The sequence below is a fragment of the Mycobacterium sp. NPDC050041 genome, from assembly GCF_049541695.1.
Taxonomy (GTDB): domain Bacteria; phylum Actinomycetota; class Actinomycetes; order Mycobacteriales; family Mycobacteriaceae; genus Mycobacterium.
The window spans coordinates 12,818-29,752 of sequence record NZ_JBMVDG010000013.1 but is presented as its reverse complement, the minus strand read 5'-3'; the positions used below and the strand labels follow the sequence as shown (position 1 = coordinate 29,752).

Here is a 16,935-nt window from a genome sequence, read left to right as displayed (position 1 = left end):
CAGTGTCGACCCCCTGAGCAGTGAGCGAATCTTCCATCCGGCGCGAGTGATCCGGCCTTCATTGCGCTGCCATGGCCAACCGACTAACCTGGACACATGTCCAGTGCAGATGTGGTGCACGTCACTTCACTGCGAGACTCACATCTTCGACGCAGGCGCACCTGTCAGCGGGTGTTCACCGCCGCCGCCCAATTGCTCGACGAGTCGGGCGATGCACCCGGTGTCGTCGACGTGTCGCTCCCCGCGCTGGCCGCGCGGGCGCGCGTCGCACCGACCGCACTGCGGGCGCACTTCGACTCCCTCGACGCCATGTTCGCCGAGCTGTACCTGCACCGGATCTGCGCGCTACCGCTCGACGTCGATCCCGCGCTCGGTGCCGCGGCGCGGGTCAGCACCCAGCTCCGTGCCGTGACGATGGTGCTGGCCGACGAGCCTCGGCTCTCCGAGGCGTGCAGCCGCGCCCTGTTGCGCAACGACGATGACGTCGTGGCCGATGTCCGGGTCCGGATCGGCGCCGAGGTACAGCGTCGTATCGCCTCCGCACTCGGCCCGGGAGCCTGGCCGGAGGTGCAGGCCACCCTGGAAACCGTGTTCTGGGGAGCGCTGCTGCAGGTCCGTTCTCGGTCCGTGAGCTGTCAGCGGATGGCCGATCGACTCGACACGATGCTCGCGCTGATCCTGTCCGACGCCGACCACTGACCGCTCCGGCGATCGGCCGTCACGCCGAACCGTCCCGGATCAGCAGCACCGTGTCGCACGACGGCCGTGTCGCGGCGATCAGCCGGGCGTTGGGCTCGTCGACGGTGTCGACCCACCGCTGCGCCTCCATAGCGGCGAGGCCACTTCTCGTGTGCCGGTCCAGCAACCGCCTGCGCCGGACATCCGGCAGGGCGTCGACGTAGTACAGCCGCTCGAGCAGCGGTCGTACCGCGGCCCAGCCATCGGTGGCCAGCGCCAGGTAGTTGCCCTCGGTGACGACGACTCGCGCCCGCGCGGGCACCACCCGCGCAGCCGCGACCGGATCGTCGAGTCTGCGGTCGAAGTCCGGGACGAAGACATCGGCCACCGCGTAGCTGTGCGTGAGGCGCGTGAGAATGGCCCGGTAGCCGTCGACGTCGAAGGTGTCAGGAGCCCCTCTGCGCTGCCGCGCACCCAGACGATCGAGCTGAACCTTCGCCAGGTGGAAACCATCCATCGGCAGGTACGCCGCCGTTGAAGGCGACCGCGCGTTGAGCTCGTCGACGAGGCCGGAGGCGAACGTCGACTTCCCGGCGCCCGGCGGCCCGGTCACCCCCGCGATCAGGCGCCGGACCGGGCGTCCGTCCGCACCGGTCAGTTCGGCGGCCACGGCGCGCCGGGCTTCCTCGCTGGTCAGGGTCGCGGGGGCCATCGGCCTCACGGTACGTCGCCGTATGCCCAGGTGAGAGGCCGGTCGGCGAAGTTTCTCCGTGACGAGTTCGCCAGGGCGGTTTACCTGCGCCCTGGACGGGGGAACCTCAACCGCATGACGGGTCGACATCGACTGCAAGAAGCTCCGGTCCGAATACCTGCGGCGACCGGTCGTAATGCCCCGCGGACCTCGTCTCGGTCCAACGTGGTGATCGGCGCCATCTCCGCATCAGTCGCCGGTGCCGGCGTGGTGGCCGCCGCGGCCGTCCAGTTGCTGGCGCCCGCCGAAGCCCCCGCCCCTCCCGCGGCGTCCACGGCCCCCGCCGCCGCCCATGCGCCGGCTCTCAACCACGAGGGTCGCCTGGTCGCCGTCACCGCCGATTCGGTGACCGCGCGCAGCGCCGACGGCGTCACGCAGACCTATCGCATCACTCCCGACACCACGGCGCTGACGGTGGAGGGCAACCACACCGTGAGCCCCGCAGCGACTTTCGACGTCGATGACGAGGTGGCCATCGTCGCGATCGTGCAGAACGGCACCCCGGTCGCGACCACCGTCGCCGACCGCCAGGTGGCCGGCCTCAACGGGCCGCCGATGGATGCCGTCGACGTCCAGCCCGCGAGCCACACCAGCGCCACCGCCGCGACCAGCTGATCTCCCGTCGGCTCCCTTCGCGTGATCCCATCCGGGCCACCCGCGGTCCCATAGACTCGGCCCGCATGAGGCCGTTACTCGCGATCGTGCTGCTGGCCGGACTGCTCACCGGGTGCAGCACCGCGATCCAGGGCCGTCCCGTCGCCGGTGCGGAACTCACCGCTCCCGTACCCGTCACCGAAGCCTGGAAGCGGGACGTCACCTCGGCGGTCGCCGCCATCGGCAGGGCGCTGGGCACCGCCGGTGAAGCGATGATCAACAGCGAGTACTCCACGGTCCGTGAGGGGTGCAGGGATCTCAGGGATGCCACCGATCTGCTCGAGGCCCAACTGCCCAGCGAGGACGAAGACGTCAACGACGCCCTGCAGAACGCCGTGGACGAATACCGGTCGTTCGCCGACATCTGTGGCAGCCTGACGCCGAACAGCAGTGGCGCCGAGATCGACCGCCTCGAGGCGACACTCGACCGGGCGGACGCCAGCATCCGGGACGCCATGGCACTGCTCGACATCGACATGCCCCGGCGCTGAGCGTCCAGTGCCGGAACGGGTCGCGGTCATCGGAGCGGGCCCGGGCGGCCTGGTCGCCGCGCGCTGGCTGTCGTCGTGCGGCTTCGAACCGACGATCTACGAACGCAATCCGGTTCTCGGCGGACAGTGGTCCGGACTGCCGGGCTGCAGCGGCGTCTGGCCGTCGATGCACACCAACACCAGCCGCATCCTGACGGCCTTCAGCGACCTCCCGTTCGGTGGTCACCTCGTGCATCCGCCGAACGCGGATGTGCTCCGCTACCTGCACCGCTACGCGGGATCATTCGGACTGACCGCCCGGATCAGATTCGGCACGGCGGTCGACTCAGTGGATCGGCAGGGCACCCGCTGGGCCGTCCGGCACGCCGACGGCACCGAGGTCTTCGACCGGGTGGTGGTGGCGAGCGGCAGATTCCATGCCCCGGCCGTCCCGGCCGTTGCGGGTCTCGAGTCGTTCTCCGGTGACCCCGGCGTGAGCTCGACCTATGACTTCCGCGACCACGAGCGGTATCTGGGGAAGCGGGTGCTCGTGGCCGGCGGCGCCATCAGTGCACTCGAGATCGCCTCGGAACTGGCCCAACTCGGCGCGTCGCGCGTCGTCGTCGCCCAGCGGCGGCAACGCTACGTGCTGCCCAAGTTCGCCGCGGGTGTGCCGTCCGATCATCGGATCTTCACCCGCTACGGCACGCTGTCCAACGAGGTCCTACCGCCGGCGGAGATCGACCGCCAATTGAAGGAGATCGTCACAGAGGCCGGTGGCAGCCCGGACCAGTACGGCGCCCCGGCACCCGATCCGTCACTGTTCGCCGCGGGCGTCACCCTCGGCCAGAGTTACCTTCCCCTCGTGGCGGAGGGCCGGATCACGGTGTGCCCGTGGATCGATTCCGTCGCAGGCGCCACCGTTACGTTCGCCAACGGGCACGCCGAACCCTTCGACGCCATCCTGTTCGGCACCGGATTCCAGCTGAGCCTGCCGTTCCTCGGCGACGACGTGAGGGCGACACTCGACCTCGACGGTGCCCACCTCGACACCGACCGCCACACCTTCCATCCCGACCTCCCCGGCCTGGCCTTCGTCGGGATGTGGGACCAGTCCGGCGGGTACTTCGTGCCGCTGGAGTTACAGGCGAGGTGGATCGCCTACCTGTGGAGTGGAATCCTGCCCGCGGTGACCGAAGCAGAGCAGCGCGCATCGGTCGCGGCCCACCGGTCACGTCGCGGCGCGTCGCAGAAAACCCGGATGAACTTGGCGGCGTTGACCTTCGCACGCGCCGCCGGTGTGGAACCGGATCTGTCGCGATGGCCGGATCTCCGCCGGGCACTCCTGTTCGGTCCGTTGGCGCCGAGCTGTTTCCGACTCGAAGGCCCCGATGCGTTGCCCGGCGCGGCAACGAATTTCGCGCAGGACGCCGCGGCGTTCGGCGCGATCACCGGCAACGAACTCACCGGACGCGAACAGCGGTACTGGTCGATGGTCGAGGCGCTCGTCAGGCGCCGTGAGTCAGAGGCAGCGTTCCAGCGCCGCCAGTGACTCGGCGATGAAATCCTCGGGGAAGGGCGGCATCCCACCGACTTGATCCCGGAAACTCTGCGGTGTCCCCGTCCAGTCGTAGGTGAGCGTGACCGCCGTTCCCTCGCCGTGCGGGGCGAGGTCGTAACGCCAGGACCAGCCACCGGGAACATGGGCGCCCGACTCGTCGCGTTGTCCCGGCAGCCAGGCGATCACCCGGTCCGGCTCGAAATCGGTGACCAGGTTGTCCATCACGTAGTGCCCGCCTGCGGCGTCCAGGTACATGTTCACCGTGAAGATCTGTCCGGTGCCGGTGATCGGCGTCGGGTCCACCGCATCGCGCACCCAGTCCCCCGGCTCGGTGTCCTTGTGCCGCGCCGGGTCGGCGAGGACGGCGAACACCGCCGACGGCGGCGCCGCAATCGTCCGGCCTGCGGCGAATCGTTCCGCGCTCACCTGTCGCCCTTCCCGTAGAGCCGGGCGATATCCGGTGAGTCCAGCCAGCCCGAATAGGTCGGCCGGCTCGGCCAGCCGTCCGGCGAATCGAGCCACTCCTCCTGACGGCCGTACGGCAGGATGTCGATCAGCGGAAAACTGTGGCTGAGCTGTTCGGTGCCACGGCCGTTGGTGTGCCAGGTGCGGTAGACGGTGTCCCCGTCGCGCAGGAAGACGTTGACCGCGAAGCCGCCGCCGGGCGGTGCGTCGACGTCGGCGCCGAACGAACTCTCCGACGACGAGTACCAGGCCATCGCGTTCCCCACCTTCTCCCGGTACGCCAGTGCCTCCTCGATCGGGCCGTTGGTGACGACGACGAACCGGGCGTCGTAGCTGTCCAGGAAGTCGAGCCGGGTGAACTGGCTGGTGAAGCCGGTGCACCCGCCGCACTGCCACTGCGCGCCGTCGCTCCACATGTGGTGGTAGGTGATCAGCTGCGAGCGACCGCCGAACACCTCTGCCAGCCGGACCGGACCGTCGGCGCCGATGAGCGTGTACTCGGGCAGTTCGACCATCGGCAGCCGCCTGCGCGCAGCGGCGATCGCGTCGAGCTCGCGGGTCGCCGCCTTCTCCCTTCGCCGCAGGTCGTCGAGGGCGGCGCGCCACGAGCCCTCGTCGGCCACCGGCGGTTTCGCGGTCGATGTGGTGGTCTGGTTCCCTGTCATCACAGGCTCCCTTCCGAGCAGTCGGAATCCTCTTACGACTATCAGACTCGACGGCGAGCCGGGACTCATCGCACACGCCGGTACCGTCGGAGGAATGAAGCATCTCGATGTCGAAGGAATCGGACCGGTGAGCCGCATCGGCCTCGGCACGTGGCAGTTCGGTTCGCGGGAATGGGGGTACGGCGACCAGTACGCATCGGGGCCCGCTCGCGACATCGTGCAGCGCGCCCGTGCACTGGGGGTGACCTTGTTCGACACCGCGGAGATCTACGGGTTCGGCAAGAGCGAACGCATCCTCGGTGAAGCGCTCGGCGACGAGCGCGCCGACGTGGTGGTGGCCAGCAAGATCATGCCGATCGCGCCGTTTCCCGCCGTCGTCAGGCAGCGCGCGCGGGCCAGTGCGGAGCGGCTCGGCGTGGACCGCATCCCGCTCTACCAGATCCACCAGTCCAATCCGCTGGTGCCCGATTCGGTGATCATGCCCGGCATGCGGGACCTGCTGGAGCGCGGCGAGATCGGTGCCGTCGGGGTGTCGAACTATTCGCTCGAGCGGTGGCGCAAGGCCGACGCCGCACTGGGCCGGCCGGTGGTGAGCAACCAGGTGCATTTCTCGCTCGCCCATCCCCAGGCGCTCGACGACCTGGTGCCGTTCGCCGAGCGTGAGAACCGGATGGTGATGGCGTACAGCCCGCTGGCGCAGGGACTGCTCGGCGGCAAGTACGGGCCGGACAACCGGCCCGGCGGCGTCCGGGCGATGAACCCGTTGTTCGGCACCGAGAACCTGCGCCGCATCCAGCCGCTGCTGAACACGCTGCGTGACGTCGGCGCCGAGGTGGGCGCCAAGCCCGCACAGGTGGCGCTGGCGTGGCTGATCAGCCTGCCCGGTGTCGTGGCGATTCCCGGCGCGTCGAGCGTCGAGCAGCTGGAGTTCAACGTCGCCGCCGCCGACATCGAGCTGAGTACGGAGTCCCGCGATGCGCTCACCGCGGCGGCGCGGGCGTTCCGTCCGGCGTCGGGAGCCCGTTTCCTCACCGATCTGGTCCGCGAGAAGGTGGGCCGCTAGGCGTTTGTCAGCCGCCGACGTAGGCGGCGAGGTGCTCGCCGGTCAGGGTGGACCGCTCGGCGACCAGGTCGGCCGGGGTGCCCTCGAAGACGACCCGCCCGCCGTCGTGGCCGGCTCCCGGGCCGAGGTCGATGATCCAGTCGGCGTGCGCCATGACGGCCTGGTGGTGCTCGACGACGATCACCGACTTACCGGATTCCACCAGCCGGTCGAGCAGGGCCAGCAGCTGCTCGACATCGGCGAGGTGCAGGCCGGAGGTCGGTTCGTCGAGGACGTAGACCTCTCCGCTCTCGGCGCCCCGGTCACTCATCCTGGTGGCCAGCTTGAGCCGTTGCCGCTCACCGCCGGACAGCGTCGTCAGCGGCTGGCCGATGGTGAGATAGCCCAGGCCCACCGCCTCGAGATTGGTCAGGATGCGATGCGCTGCGGGCAGTTTGGCGTCGCCGTCGGCGAAGAACATCAGGGCGTCGGACACCGAGAGGCCCAGCACGTCGCTGATGTCCAAGCCGGCGAAGGCGTACCCGAGCACCGATGCGTCGAACCGCCTGCCCTCACAGACCTCGCAGGTGGCGGCGACGCCGGCCATCATCGCCAGATCGGTGTAGACCACGCCGGCGCCGTTGCAGTTCGGGCATGCGCCCTCGGAGTTGGCGCTGAACAGCGCCGGCTTGACGCCGTTGGCCTTCGCGAAGGCCTTTCGGATCGGATCGAGTAGTCCGGTGTAGGTGGCCGGGTTGCTGCGCCGTGAGCCGCGGATCGGGGTCTGGTCGACCACGACGACCCCGTCGCGGCGCACCACGGACCCGTGGACCAGCGAACTCTTCCCCGAGCCCGCGACGCCGGTGATCACCACCAGCACACCGAGTGGGATGTCGACGTCGACGTCGGCCAGATTGTGCGTGTCGGCGCCGCGGATCTCCAGGACACCGGAACGCTCGCGCACCGCGTCCTTCACCGAGGCCCGGTCGTCGAGGTGGCGGCCGGTGAGCGTGTCACTTCCCCGCAGCCCGGCCACCGTTCCCTCGAAGACGATCTCGCCGCCTGCGGCGCCCGCGCCGGGCCCGAGGTCGACCACGTGGTCCGCGATGGCGATCACCTCGGGCTTGTGCTCCACGACGAGCACGGTGTTCCCCTTGTCGCGCAACTGCAGCAACAGTGCATTCATGCGGGAGATGTCGTGGGGATGCAGCCCGACCGTCGGCTCGTCGAACACGTAGGTGACGTCGGTGAGCGCGGAGCCCAGGTGACGAATCATCTTGACGCGCTGCGCCTCTCCACCCGACAGCGTGCCCGACGACCGGTCCAGCGAGAGGTAGCCCAGGCCGATCTCCACGAACGCGTCGAGACCCTGACGCAGCGCCGCGATCAGCGGCCCCACCCGTCCGCCTGCGTCACCGAGGTCGTGCACCCATTCGGCGAGATCGCTGATCTGCATCGCGCACAGGTCGGCGATGTTGCGGCCGTTGATCTTCGACGACCGGGCGGCCTCGGACAGCCGCGTCCCGTCGCATTCAGGGCACGTGGTGAACGTGACGGCGCGCTCGACAAAGGCACGGATGTGCGGTTGCATCGCCTCGACGTCCTTGGCGAGGTAGGACTTCTGGATCTGCGGGATCAATCCGAGGTACGTCAGGTTGACGCCGTCGATCTTGAGCTTGGTGGCCTCTTTGTACAGCAGGGCGTCGAGTTCCTTGGCCGTGAAGTCCCGGATCGGCTTGTCCGGGTCGAAGAAGCCGCAGCCGTTGAAGATCCGGCCGTACCAGCCCTCCATGCTGAAACCCGGGATCGTGAGCGCTCCGCCGTTGAGCGACTTGCTGTTGTCGTACAGCGCGGTCAGGTCGATGTCGTTGACCGCTCCGCGGCCTTCGCATCGCGGACACATGCCGCCGACGATGGCGAAGTCACGGCGCTCCTTGACGGTTCGTCCGCCGCGTTCGATCGTGACCGCACCCGCTCCGCTGATGGAGGCGACGTTGAACGAGAACGCCTGCGGCGACCCGATGTGCGGTTCTCCCAGGCGGCTGAACAGGATGCGCAGCATCGCGCCCGTGTCGGTGGCGGTGCCGACCGTGGACCGCGGATCGCTGCCCATCCGCTGCTGGTCGACGATGATGGCGGTGGTCAGGCCCTCGAGCACATCCACCTCGGGCCTGCCCAGGCTGGGCATGAAGCCCTGGACGAAGGCGCTGTACGTCTCGTTGATCAGCCGCTGCGACTCGGCGGCGATGGTGCCGAACACCAGCGAGCTCTTGCCGGAGCCGGAGACGCCGGTGAACACGGTGAGACGACGTTTGGGCAATTCGACGTCGATGCCCTTGAGGTTGTTCTCGCGCGCCCCGTGCACGCGGATGACGTCATGGGTGTCGGCGGCGGGAACTGCTCTGCTCATCGAGTCAGATGGTGCCACGGCGCGCCGGTCGCGCCGGGAGGCGGGCGGGGTCCGCCGAATCAGTTCCGGGCGGCCACCGGTGCGTCGAACTCCACCGGCAGGCTGGTGGGGCCGCTCATGCCGAGCATCGGCTTCCACGGGGCCGGACCGGTCCGGCGAAGATTCGGCAGCCGTCCCGCCAGGATCCGCAGGGCTTCGCCGAGCTCGAGCCGGGCCAGATTCGCTCCGAGACAGTAGTGCACACCGCCGCCGAAGGTGAGGATCGCAGGCGGGTCGTCGCGCGTGATGTCGAATCGGTCGGGGTCGCGATAGACGGCCGGGTCGCAGTTGGCGGCGAACGTGTTGACGAGCAGGAACGTGCCGGCGGGGAAGGTGTGACCGGCGACGGCGACGTCGGCGTTCACCGTCCGCAGGGTGCTGCACACCGCGGGCGAGTGGCGCATGGTCTCCTCGACCGCGCGCATCGCCAGGCCGGGCTCAGCGCGCAGCATCGCCCACTGTTCGGGGTGGTCGCACAGCACCTGCAGGGAGGCGGACAGCTGGTTGCGGGTGGTGTCGGTGCCGGCCACCAACAGGCTGGCGACCGTCATGCGCAGTTCGTCGGCATTGAGCCGATCGCCGTCGTCCTCGGCACGGATGAGGTCGGAGAGCAGGTCGTCGGTGAGATTGCGGCGCCGCGCGGCGATCATCGTGTCGACGTATGCGTCCAACTCGCCCCAGGCGGCCATGACGGCGGGGATCTCGTCGATGAGATCGACGTCGAAGCTGACCATCTTGAAGATCTCCTCCGCCCAGCGCGAGAACATCTGCCAGTCCTCACGGGGCGCGCCGACCAGTGCGCAGATGATCGGGATCGGGTAGTGCCTGGCGATGTCGGTGACGACATCGCAACCCTTCGCATCGGCGACAGCGTCGGCCAACTCGTTGACCACCGCGACGATCGTGTCGTGCAGCCGGGCCGTCGCGCGCGGTGTGAAGGCCTTCGACACCAGGCTGCGCAGCCGATGGTGGTGCGCGCCTTCGGCGCACATGATGCTGCCGACCACCCGGTCCCAGAGCGGTCCCGAGGTCACCCCTTGGGCCGCGAGATGGATGCCGGGCGGAATGACGAACCGGCTGTCACGCAGGATCGTCCGGGCGAGTTCGTACGACAGCACCTCCGGGCCGAGCGGCCCGATGGCGACCGGTGCCTGCGCTTGGGCTTCCCGGATTCTCGGCAGCACCTCGCGCGGCGTCTCCGTCGCCTCGTAGTGCAGCGTCGGGAGATCGGATTCGAACACACTCGGCGCCGCGGTCTCGACGTTCATGGTGCCTCCTTGGCGAGGAATCTGACGGGTAACCGCGGCAGGGTGCAGGTGGCGGCGGGCCAGGTGATCTCGGGTGTGTGGTCGGTGGCGAGCTCGAACTCCGGTATGCGGCGAAGCCATTCGGTGACCACCAGGCTCAGCTCCATCCGTGCCAGGTGCGATCCCAGGCAGCGGTGGGCGCCCCCGCCGAATCCCCAGTGTCTGTGCAGCTTGCCGTCGAGGACCAGGTCGTCGCCGGAGGTCGCGTCGCTGCCGTCGCGGTTGATCGCGCCCAGACAGAGCCGGACCTCCGCGCCGGCGGGGATCGTGTGGCCCGCCACGGTCACCGGCCGCGTCGTCACCCGTCCGACGACCGGGGCCGGAGGTTCGAGTCGCAGGATCTCCTCCACGAATCCGGGTACCGCAGAGGGGTTGTCGCACAGCTCGACGCGCAGGCCGGGACGCCTGGCCAACTCGAGCATCGCCGCGCCGATCGCCGAGGTGACGGTGTCCAGTCCGGCCAGGACCAGGACGAAGGCCAGGCCGAGCGCCTCGTGATCGGTGAGTGCGTCGTCGCCGGTGAGCAGTCGCGACAAGATGTCGTCGCCCGGGTCATCCCGATGGGAGGTGACCGCCTCGCTGAGGTACTGGAACAACTCGGCGGCGGGCACCAGTGCGGCGGGGTCGGGATCACTGTCGAGGCTGATGCCGATGACGGCGTCCTTCCAGGCGATCAGCCGCTGCCGGTCGCTGAGCGGCAGACCGAGCAGGGTGAGGAACACCTGGGAGGGATACGGGGTGGCGAGGTCGGCCATCACCTCGCACTCGTCACCGCCGAGTGCGATGCGATCGATGATGTCGGCTGCCTGCGCCTGCATCGACGGGAGCATGCGCCCGAGGGTCTGCGGACTGAAGAACGAGTGCAGCAGGCGGCGGTACCGGGTGTGGTCAGGGGGATCGCAGGCGAGCGGAATGAGAGGAACGGGACTGACCATGGTGTCGAACGCCCGTGATGACGAGAAGGATTCGGAGTCGCGCAGTACGGCGAGCACGTCGTCGCGCCGGGTGAGGTAGTACCACCCATCGCCGGTCACCACGGGCCCGAGGTCGCGCAACACGGTCCACCCGGCGCCGCGGTCGCCTGCCATGGGCAGACCCTCGTAGAGGATGTGCGGCAGTGCGGACCGGTCAGGGCACATTTGTCGCGAGGAAGGTCAGCGGCAGATCGAGCACCGAGAGGTCGATCTCGTCGAGATACGTTCCGTCGCCGTCGAAGTGCTGCCGAAAGCGCACGGTCCCGCCGTAACGCGCGGCGACGGATTCGGCCGCCGCGGCCCCCGGGACCCGGATGACGACGGTGTACACACCGTCGCCGTGCTCCGCGAGGAACTCACGCACGGACCCGGCGACCGTGGCCGTTGACCCGGCAAGCGGACTGATCAGCTCGATCCCTCGGTCCCAGTCCAGGTGGACCTGCAGTCCGAGCTCGGTCAGCTGCAGCTCCTGCAGGGTGAAACCGATCTCGCTGAACATCTGCGCCATCGCCTCGTGGCGTTCCGGCGCGACGGCGAACACCACGTGGTGCAGCTGTGCGGCCGGGGCGTCGTCGGTCATGGCCGGACCAGACCGCGTGGCCGGATGAGACCGAGGTCCAGATGGGTGATCCAGCCGGGCGCGGCGTCGCACACGTCGGGGATCGCGTTGATCGCGCCCATGGCGGTCCACGCATAACCAGGGTGGGAGAAGGCGCCGCCCGGCTGTTCGACGCCCTGCAGCGTCAGCTCGGTCGGCGGGTCACCGTCGATCACGATGCGGTACCGCGTTCTGCCCCAGTCCCATGCGGGGTCGAGTCCGTCCGGCCCCGCGGTCAGGTAGATCGCGTGGAACACGATCATGGGCCTGCCGTCGACCCACGCCGTCCACTCGTGATGCTGGGCGGCGACCGTCCCGCGTGCGATCGTGCCCTCGTCGTGCGGGATGTCCTGCGTGGCGGTGGCCGCCCGCAGATCAGCGGTCACCTCGCTGATCTCGACGCCGAGCCCGTCGGCGATCATGTGCATCGACTGCGCGAAGAACGGCACTCCGAGGCCGAGAATCGTCGGCGTGGTGAGGAACTCCTCCTCCGGCTTGCCGAAGCCCAGCCAGTCGATGTGGTCCACCGGCGCATCGGTGAGCACGTTCACCACCTCGTATACCTCGATGCGCTCGATCCTGTCGACCACCCTGGCGAGGGTGAGGGGCAGGATGTCGCCTGCGTAGCCCGGATGTATCCCACCGCCGTGGAACGACACACCTCCCTCGACACACGCGGCCCGGATCTGCTCGCCGTACTCGGCGAAATCGGCACTCGGATAGAAGAATCCACTTGTGGTGACCACGTTCTTGCCCGATCTCAGCAGACGGCAGACGGTGTCGACGTCCATGATGACCGGCGTGTAGAAGACGCAGTCGGCGTCCAGCCCGACGATCGCGTCGATGTCGTCCGTCGCCAGGACGCCGTTCGGTGCGGTCCCGGCGATCTCCCCGGAGTCCTTCCCGACCTTGTCCGGCGTGTGCACCAGCACACCGACCAGGTCGAAGGTCGGGTTACCGGTGAAGTGCCTGACGCCGACCTGCCCGACGTCGCCCGTCATCCACTGGATGACCCGATATGTGCGTGAAGTCCTGTCAGACATCGAGCTTCGACCTTTCAGCGGGCGCTGAGAACGCCACGGGGCAGCATCAGCGGGAGAGTGGTGTACGTGGCGATGCCGGGCGGCGCCGCGACCACGGCGGGGATGGCGGTGATCGCCGGCATCGCCGTGATCGTCAGGCCGAGCATCACGAAGTCGTCGAGTGTCTCGGCTTGGAAGTCAGGCGGCGGCTCGAAACTCAGCGTGGTCCTGATCGTCGGGCGGCCCTGGACCTCGACGGTGTAGCCGAAGTCCATCGGCCAGTCCGGGTCCAGCGACTGGCCCTTGCGCCAGCGGCCGCGCACCTCGATCACCTCGCGTCCGCCGATGACTCCCTGCCAGCGAACATCGACCCCCGCGACGCAGCCCTTGCCGATGGTCCAGCCGCCCGGGAGTTCGAGATCCTCTGTGGTCTGGGCGTAGTCGACGTCGCAGCGCACCTCGTCGAGGCGGGCGCCGAGCGCGTCGGCGACCAGGAGCACGGCCTCGCGGAAGATCCACGACCCCTTCTCGGTGATCGCGGGCAGATCCGGCTGATCGACGGGATAGCCGAAGCCCATCGGCTTCTCGGTCGCAGGCGAGTTGTAGATGGTGGTGTCGAAGGACTCCAGGATCGAGATGCGGTCCACCCGGTCCGACAGCCCCGCCGTGACGATCGAGAGCATCTGCATGAAGCCGGGGTTGATGCCACTGCCGAAGATCGTCGCGTCCCCGCGCAGACAGGCCTCGACGATCCGCTCGCGGTCCGCGCCCAGTCCGTCTCCGGTGATGAACTCCGACGTCGTCACCACATTGGCTCCCGACGCGAGGATCCGGATGAGCTCCTCGACGTCGGCGAACATCGGGTTGTAGACCACGCAGTCGGGCCGCAGTGCGAGCAGGGCGTCGATGTCGTCGGTGGCCGTCACCCCCAGGGCGGGGATCCCGGCGAGCTCACCGGCGTCGCGGCCGACCTTGTCGGCTGACCAGGCGTAGCAGCCCACCAGGTCCAGCAGCGGGTTGGCCGCGATCGCCTGCACGGACTTGGTGCCGACGTTCCCGGTGGTCCACTGGACGACGCGGTGGGTCACCCGCCGGCGGACTTCCTCGACAGCACGCCGCGGCCCACGATCGTCGGCAGGTCGAGGAATGTGCGGATCCCCGGTTCCGCCGCGCAGACGGGGGCGATCGCGTGCACCGCGTGCATGGCGGTGCCCAGGCAGCCCTGATCGGTGTCGTCCTCACCGTGGGTGGCGATCCGGGATTCGAGGATCATCGACGGCAGACCCTCGACGGTGACCTTCCAGCCCCGGCCGTTCGGCCAGTCCGGCGCCTGTTCGGCTCCGAGGCGGGTGATGTGCTCGACGGTGAGCGCCCGGCGGCCCTCGATGATGGCGGTGTAGCTGAAGCGCTGCGCGGCCACGGTTCCGGCCTCGATCCGGCCGGCCTTGACCTCGATCGGCGTCTCGGTGACGGCGACCTGCCGTTCCCAGACGTAGTCGTCGATGGTCGCGCCGAGACCCTCGGCCAGCAACATCAGCGGGGCCTTGAACGACAACCCGCCGACGGCCTCCTCGTCCATCGGCACCTTCTCGTCGGGTGGCTTGCCGAAGCCCATGACGTCGAACAGCACGAACGGAACACCGTAGGTGCTGTAGTCCATCAATTCCTGGACCAGCAGCGAGTCGACGCGGCGGAAGAGGCCGGACATCGTCAGCGGCAGCACCTCGGCGGCCCACCCCGGCTGAATGCCGGTGCCGTGGAACGACGTTCCCCCTTCATCGCACGCCGACTGCAGCCGTGCGACCACTTCGTCACCGACGCTCCACGGGTAGATCCAGGCGGTCACCGCCGTCGAGACCACGTTCTTGCCCGATGCCAGCAGGCGGCAGACGTCATCGAGGGCGACCGGCGGGTTCCACTCCCCCTCGGCCATGTACAGCACGCAGTCGGCGTCGAGTGCGACGATCTCGTCGGTGTCGTCGGTGGCCGTGACGCCGACCCGGCCGATGCCGCAGATCTCGCCGACGTCGCGGCCGGCCTTGTCCGCGTTGTAGACCCGGGCGCCGACCAGTTCGAGGTCGGGATGTTCCCGCACAGCTGCGACCGCATGGCTGCCGACGTTGCCGGTGGCCCACTGGATCACCCGCAGCTTCTTCGTCACGGCTGTTGCCCGCCCTGCTGTCCGGCCGCCTCGCGGGCCTGGCGTGCCTCATAGCGGTCGACGAGTTCGCGGAAGCCCAGCCTGTCGTACTTCGGGACCGGCTGGATGCCCCAGTCGTCCTTCGCGGTGTCCTTGCCCTCTGCGCCTTCCGGCGGGCCCAGCGGCGGATAGGGGTACTTGCACTCGAGGGTGTCGTCGGAGTACCGGACCTTGAGCAGCTCACTGCAGATCTGGGTGAGGCTCAACGTCGGATATCCGTAGTAGACGGCCATGAACGGCAGGGTGAAGGCGCCCTCGATCACCAGGGCGACCAAGCACACCAGCACCGCACGTTTGATCCACTTGTGCATGTTTGCGTAGTAGGGCGTGGTGCCGGGCGGCAGATCCTCGGCGGTGGTCTGTTCCTCGGTGGGTGACGGTGTGGTCACAGTCGGTGCTCCTTGGGCTCAGTCTGAGAAGATCTCGCGGTTCACGGTGTGCAGGTACGGGATCGCGAGGAACGGGGTGATGTAGAAGATGTCGTAGAGCCACCAGCCGATGACGGGAAAGATGACGCCGGCGTACCTGACGTCGGCGAACATCGTCATGTTGAAGACATAGACGGTCCAGATGACGACGCCCATCCAGCAGGTGATGATCATCCACTGGTGACCCCACCGCTTCATCTGCAGGAATCCGATTGCCGCAGCGCACCGCATGGCGAAGACGGTGATGATCATGCCCATCACCATCGCCTTCTCGCCGGGGCCCGCCGCACCGCCGACCCACAGCTCGTTGTAGTGCCAGAAGTATCCGGCGTCGAACATGTGGCCCCAGCCGACCATCAGGACCCGGTTGATCAGGGTGTGATTGGCGACGAGATCCAGTGCCCAACCCAGGCTGTTGAGCATTCCGTCGATGAGCACCAGGTAGCCGATCAGTGTGACGATCATCGGCCGCACCGACAGTCCGGCCCGTAACGCCTGGCGCTGCAGCCAGACTCCGCGCATGAAGATCGGGAATCCGATCAGACCGGGCGCCCACATCCCCATCAGTGCGGCGCCGACGATCATCCACTTGTCGGCCCGGCGTTGTGCGGCACGGGATTCGTCGTGGTGGTCCTCGAACGACACCGACCCGCCCGCAGGCACCGCCGCGGCCGCCCCGGCAGCCGAACGCCGGCCGAGCAGCGGCAGGTTCACAGCTCCCACCACCCTCGGCTGAACGACATGTACAGCTGGATCAGGAACATCACCAACAGGTAGCCGTAGATGGCGATCTGGAAGACGATGAGTGCCCGCTTCCGCTTCTTCTCTTTCTGGTCGACCATCGGAGATCCTTCCTAGAGTGGTTGCGCGCTCGAGGTGTCGGCGAGCAGGCTGGCGGCCGCGACCTCGCGCAGGCCGTCGTTGATCGCGCCGTCGGTGCTCAGGGGTGCGAGGATGCTGGCTTCGGCCGCCTCGAGTTCCCCCGCGCCCGCCGCGATCAGCTGCGCCGCCGTGACCAGCACCCGGGTGGACGGCGGCTCGAAGTGGAAGGCCTGGTCGGCCGTGCGGATGGCGATCGCGCACTGCACCAGGCGCCGTGCCGCCGCCGGGTCGATGCCCGCCTCCGCGACGATCACCTCGGCTTCGCGATCCGGCGGCAGATAGCTCATCGGCAGGGTGACGAACCGTTGCCGGAACGACGGTTTGAGCTCCTTGAGCGAGCTGCGGTAGGCCGGGTTGTAGGAGCACACCAGCATGAACTCCTCGGGTGCGTGCACCACCTCACCGGCCCGGTCGAGGTACAGCGCGCGCCGATGGTCAGTCAGCGAGTGCAGGATCGCCAGCGAGTCGTGGCGGGCCTCCACCACCTCGTCGAGATAGCAGATGGCGCCGGTCTTCACGGCCCGGGTCAGGGGCCCGTCGGTCCAGACGACGTCGCCGCCGCTGACCATGAATCTCCCGACGAGATCCGAGCTCGTCAGGTCGTCGTGACAGCTGATGGTGACCACCGGCCGATTGAGCAGCGACCCCATGTGCTCGACGAACCGGGTCTTGCCGCACCCCGTCGGCCCGGTGAGCATCACCGGGATCCTGCGGCTGTAGGCCTGCTCGAAGAGCTGCACCTCATTGCCGTTCGCGTAGTAGGTGACTGGCGTCATTTCTCCCTCGGAT

Annotated in this window: 19 protein-coding genes; 5 read left to right on the top strand and 14 right to left on the bottom strand. The window is 68.5% G+C overall.

Annotation, left to right across the window (positions count from 1 at the left end; genetic code table 11):
• Window positions 1-96: 96 nt before the first annotated feature.
• Window positions 97-699, top strand: coding sequence for a TetR family transcriptional regulator (locus ACPCHZ_RS27220; protein WP_423487596.1), 603 nt, complete (start codon window positions 97-99; stop codon window positions 697-699).
• A gap of 19 nt (window positions 700-718) precedes the next feature.
• On the opposite strand, the gene ACPCHZ_RS27215 is transcribed toward ACPCHZ_RS27220, so the two are convergent.
• A complete protein-coding gene (locus ACPCHZ_RS27215) occupies window positions 719-1,390 on the bottom strand; it encodes a nucleoside/nucleotide kinase family protein (protein ID WP_423487595.1) in 672 nt (223 codons plus the stop codon).
• Window positions 1,391-1,594: 204 nt separating this feature from the next.
• Here ACPCHZ_RS27215 and ACPCHZ_RS27210 point away from each other — a divergent pair, with 204 nt between their 5' ends.
• The 3 genes from ACPCHZ_RS27210 to ACPCHZ_RS27200 all read left to right on the top strand — a co-directional run bounded on the left by ACPCHZ_RS27210 (window position 1,595) and on the right by ACPCHZ_RS27200 (window position 4,105).
• The gene (locus ACPCHZ_RS27210; RefSeq protein WP_364971553.1) at window positions 1,595-2,044 is read left to right on the top strand and encodes a hypothetical protein; all 450 of its coding nucleotides are present in this window, start codon (window positions 1,595-1,597) and stop codon (window positions 2,042-2,044) included.
• Window positions 2,045-2,109: 65 nt separating this feature from the next.
• The gene (locus ACPCHZ_RS27205; protein WP_423487594.1) at window positions 2,110-2,574 is read left to right on the top strand and encodes a hypothetical protein; all 465 of its coding nucleotides are present in this window, start codon (window positions 2,110-2,112) and stop codon (window positions 2,572-2,574) included.
• 7 nt (window positions 2,575-2,581) lie between these two features.
• Window positions 2,582-4,105, top strand: a complete 1,524-nt coding sequence (locus ACPCHZ_RS27200; RefSeq protein ID WP_423487593.1) for a flavin-containing monooxygenase — start codon at window positions 2,582-2,584, stop codon at window positions 4,103-4,105.
• On the opposite strand, the gene ACPCHZ_RS27195 is transcribed toward ACPCHZ_RS27200, so the two are convergent.
• Together ACPCHZ_RS27195 and ACPCHZ_RS27190 are read right to left on the bottom strand one after the other, a co-directional pair.
• Window positions 4,076-4,540 carry an ATPase gene (locus ACPCHZ_RS27195; protein ID WP_423487592.1) on the bottom strand — a complete coding sequence of 155 codons (465 nt, stop codon included), beginning with the start codon at window positions 4,538-4,540 and terminating at the stop codon, window positions 4,076-4,078. The genes ACPCHZ_RS27200 and ACPCHZ_RS27195 overlap by 30 nt on opposite strands.
• Window positions 4,537-5,244: a DUF899 domain-containing protein gene (locus tag ACPCHZ_RS27190; protein ID WP_423487591.1), complete on the bottom strand. Its 708-nt coding sequence runs from the start codon at window positions 5,242-5,244 to the stop codon at window positions 4,537-4,539. Before ACPCHZ_RS27190 ends, ACPCHZ_RS27195 begins: the two co-directional genes overlap by 4 nt.
• A 94-nt stretch (window positions 5,245-5,338) precedes the next feature.
• Between ACPCHZ_RS27190 and ACPCHZ_RS27185 the strand changes: the two genes are divergently transcribed.
• Entirely contained in the window at window positions 5,339-6,307 is a 969-nt protein-coding gene (locus tag ACPCHZ_RS27185; RefSeq protein ID WP_423487590.1) for an aldo/keto reductase, read from the top strand.
• A 7-nt stretch (window positions 6,308-6,314) separates the two neighbouring features.
• On the opposite strand, the gene ACPCHZ_RS27180 is transcribed toward ACPCHZ_RS27185, so the two are convergent.
• The 11 genes from ACPCHZ_RS27180 to ACPCHZ_RS27130 form a co-directional block, all read right to left on the bottom strand.
• Window positions 6,315-8,696: an ATP-binding cassette domain-containing protein gene (locus ACPCHZ_RS27180; RefSeq protein ID WP_423487589.1), complete on the bottom strand. Its 2,382-nt coding sequence runs from the start codon at window positions 8,694-8,696 to the stop codon at window positions 6,315-6,317.
• 59 nt (window positions 8,697-8,755) lie between these two features.
• A complete protein-coding gene (locus tag ACPCHZ_RS27175) occupies window positions 8,756-10,003 on the bottom strand; it encodes a cytochrome P450 (protein ID WP_423487588.1) in 1,248 nt (415 codons plus the stop codon).
• Window positions 10,000-11,181 carry a cytochrome P450 gene (locus ACPCHZ_RS27170; protein ID WP_423487587.1) on the bottom strand — a complete coding sequence of 394 codons (1,182 nt, stop codon included), beginning with the start codon at window positions 11,179-11,181 and terminating at the stop codon, window positions 10,000-10,002. The genes ACPCHZ_RS27175 and ACPCHZ_RS27170 overlap by 4 nt, the downstream gene beginning before the upstream one ends.
• A complete protein-coding gene (locus ACPCHZ_RS27165) occupies window positions 11,171-11,596 on the bottom strand; it encodes a hypothetical protein (protein WP_423487586.1) in 426 nt (141 codons plus the stop codon). The genes ACPCHZ_RS27170 and ACPCHZ_RS27165 overlap by 11 nt, the downstream gene beginning before the upstream one ends.
• Window positions 11,593-12,657 (bottom strand): dihydrodipicolinate reductase, encoded by a 1,065-nt coding sequence (locus ACPCHZ_RS27160; protein ID WP_423487585.1) that lies wholly within the window; start codon window positions 12,655-12,657, stop codon window positions 11,593-11,595. Before ACPCHZ_RS27160 ends, ACPCHZ_RS27165 begins: the two co-directional genes overlap by 4 nt.
• A gap of 14 nt (window positions 12,658-12,671) precedes the next feature.
• Window positions 12,672-13,724, bottom strand: a complete 1,053-nt coding sequence (locus tag ACPCHZ_RS27155; RefSeq protein ID WP_423487584.1) for a dihydrodipicolinate reductase — start codon at window positions 13,722-13,724, stop codon at window positions 12,672-12,674.
• Window positions 13,721-14,797, bottom strand: a complete 1,077-nt coding sequence (locus ACPCHZ_RS27150; RefSeq protein ID WP_423487583.1) for a dihydrodipicolinate reductase — start codon at window positions 14,795-14,797, stop codon at window positions 13,721-13,723. The genes ACPCHZ_RS27155 and ACPCHZ_RS27150 overlap by 4 nt, the downstream gene beginning before the upstream one ends.
• Window positions 14,794-15,147, bottom strand: a complete 354-nt coding sequence (locus ACPCHZ_RS27145) for a hypothetical protein (RefSeq protein ID WP_423487700.1) — start codon at window positions 15,145-15,147, stop codon at window positions 14,794-14,796. The genes ACPCHZ_RS27150 and ACPCHZ_RS27145 overlap by 4 nt, the downstream gene beginning before the upstream one ends.
• 96 nt (window positions 15,148-15,243) lie before the next feature.
• The gene (locus ACPCHZ_RS27140) at window positions 15,244-15,978 is read right to left on the bottom strand and encodes a hypothetical protein (protein ID WP_423487582.1); all 735 of its coding nucleotides are present in this window, start codon (window positions 15,976-15,978) and stop codon (window positions 15,244-15,246) included.
• Window positions 15,975-16,106: a hypothetical protein gene (locus ACPCHZ_RS27135; RefSeq protein WP_364971572.1), complete on the bottom strand. Its 132-nt coding sequence runs from the start codon at window positions 16,104-16,106 to the stop codon at window positions 15,975-15,977. Before ACPCHZ_RS27135 ends, ACPCHZ_RS27140 begins: the two co-directional genes overlap by 4 nt.
• A 12-nt stretch (window positions 16,107-16,118) precedes the next feature.
• A complete protein-coding gene (locus ACPCHZ_RS27130; protein ID WP_423487581.1) occupies window positions 16,119-16,922 on the bottom strand; it encodes a CbbQ/NirQ/NorQ/GpvN family protein in 804 nt (267 codons plus the stop codon).
• Between the last annotated feature and the right edge of the window lie 13 nt (window positions 16,923-16,935).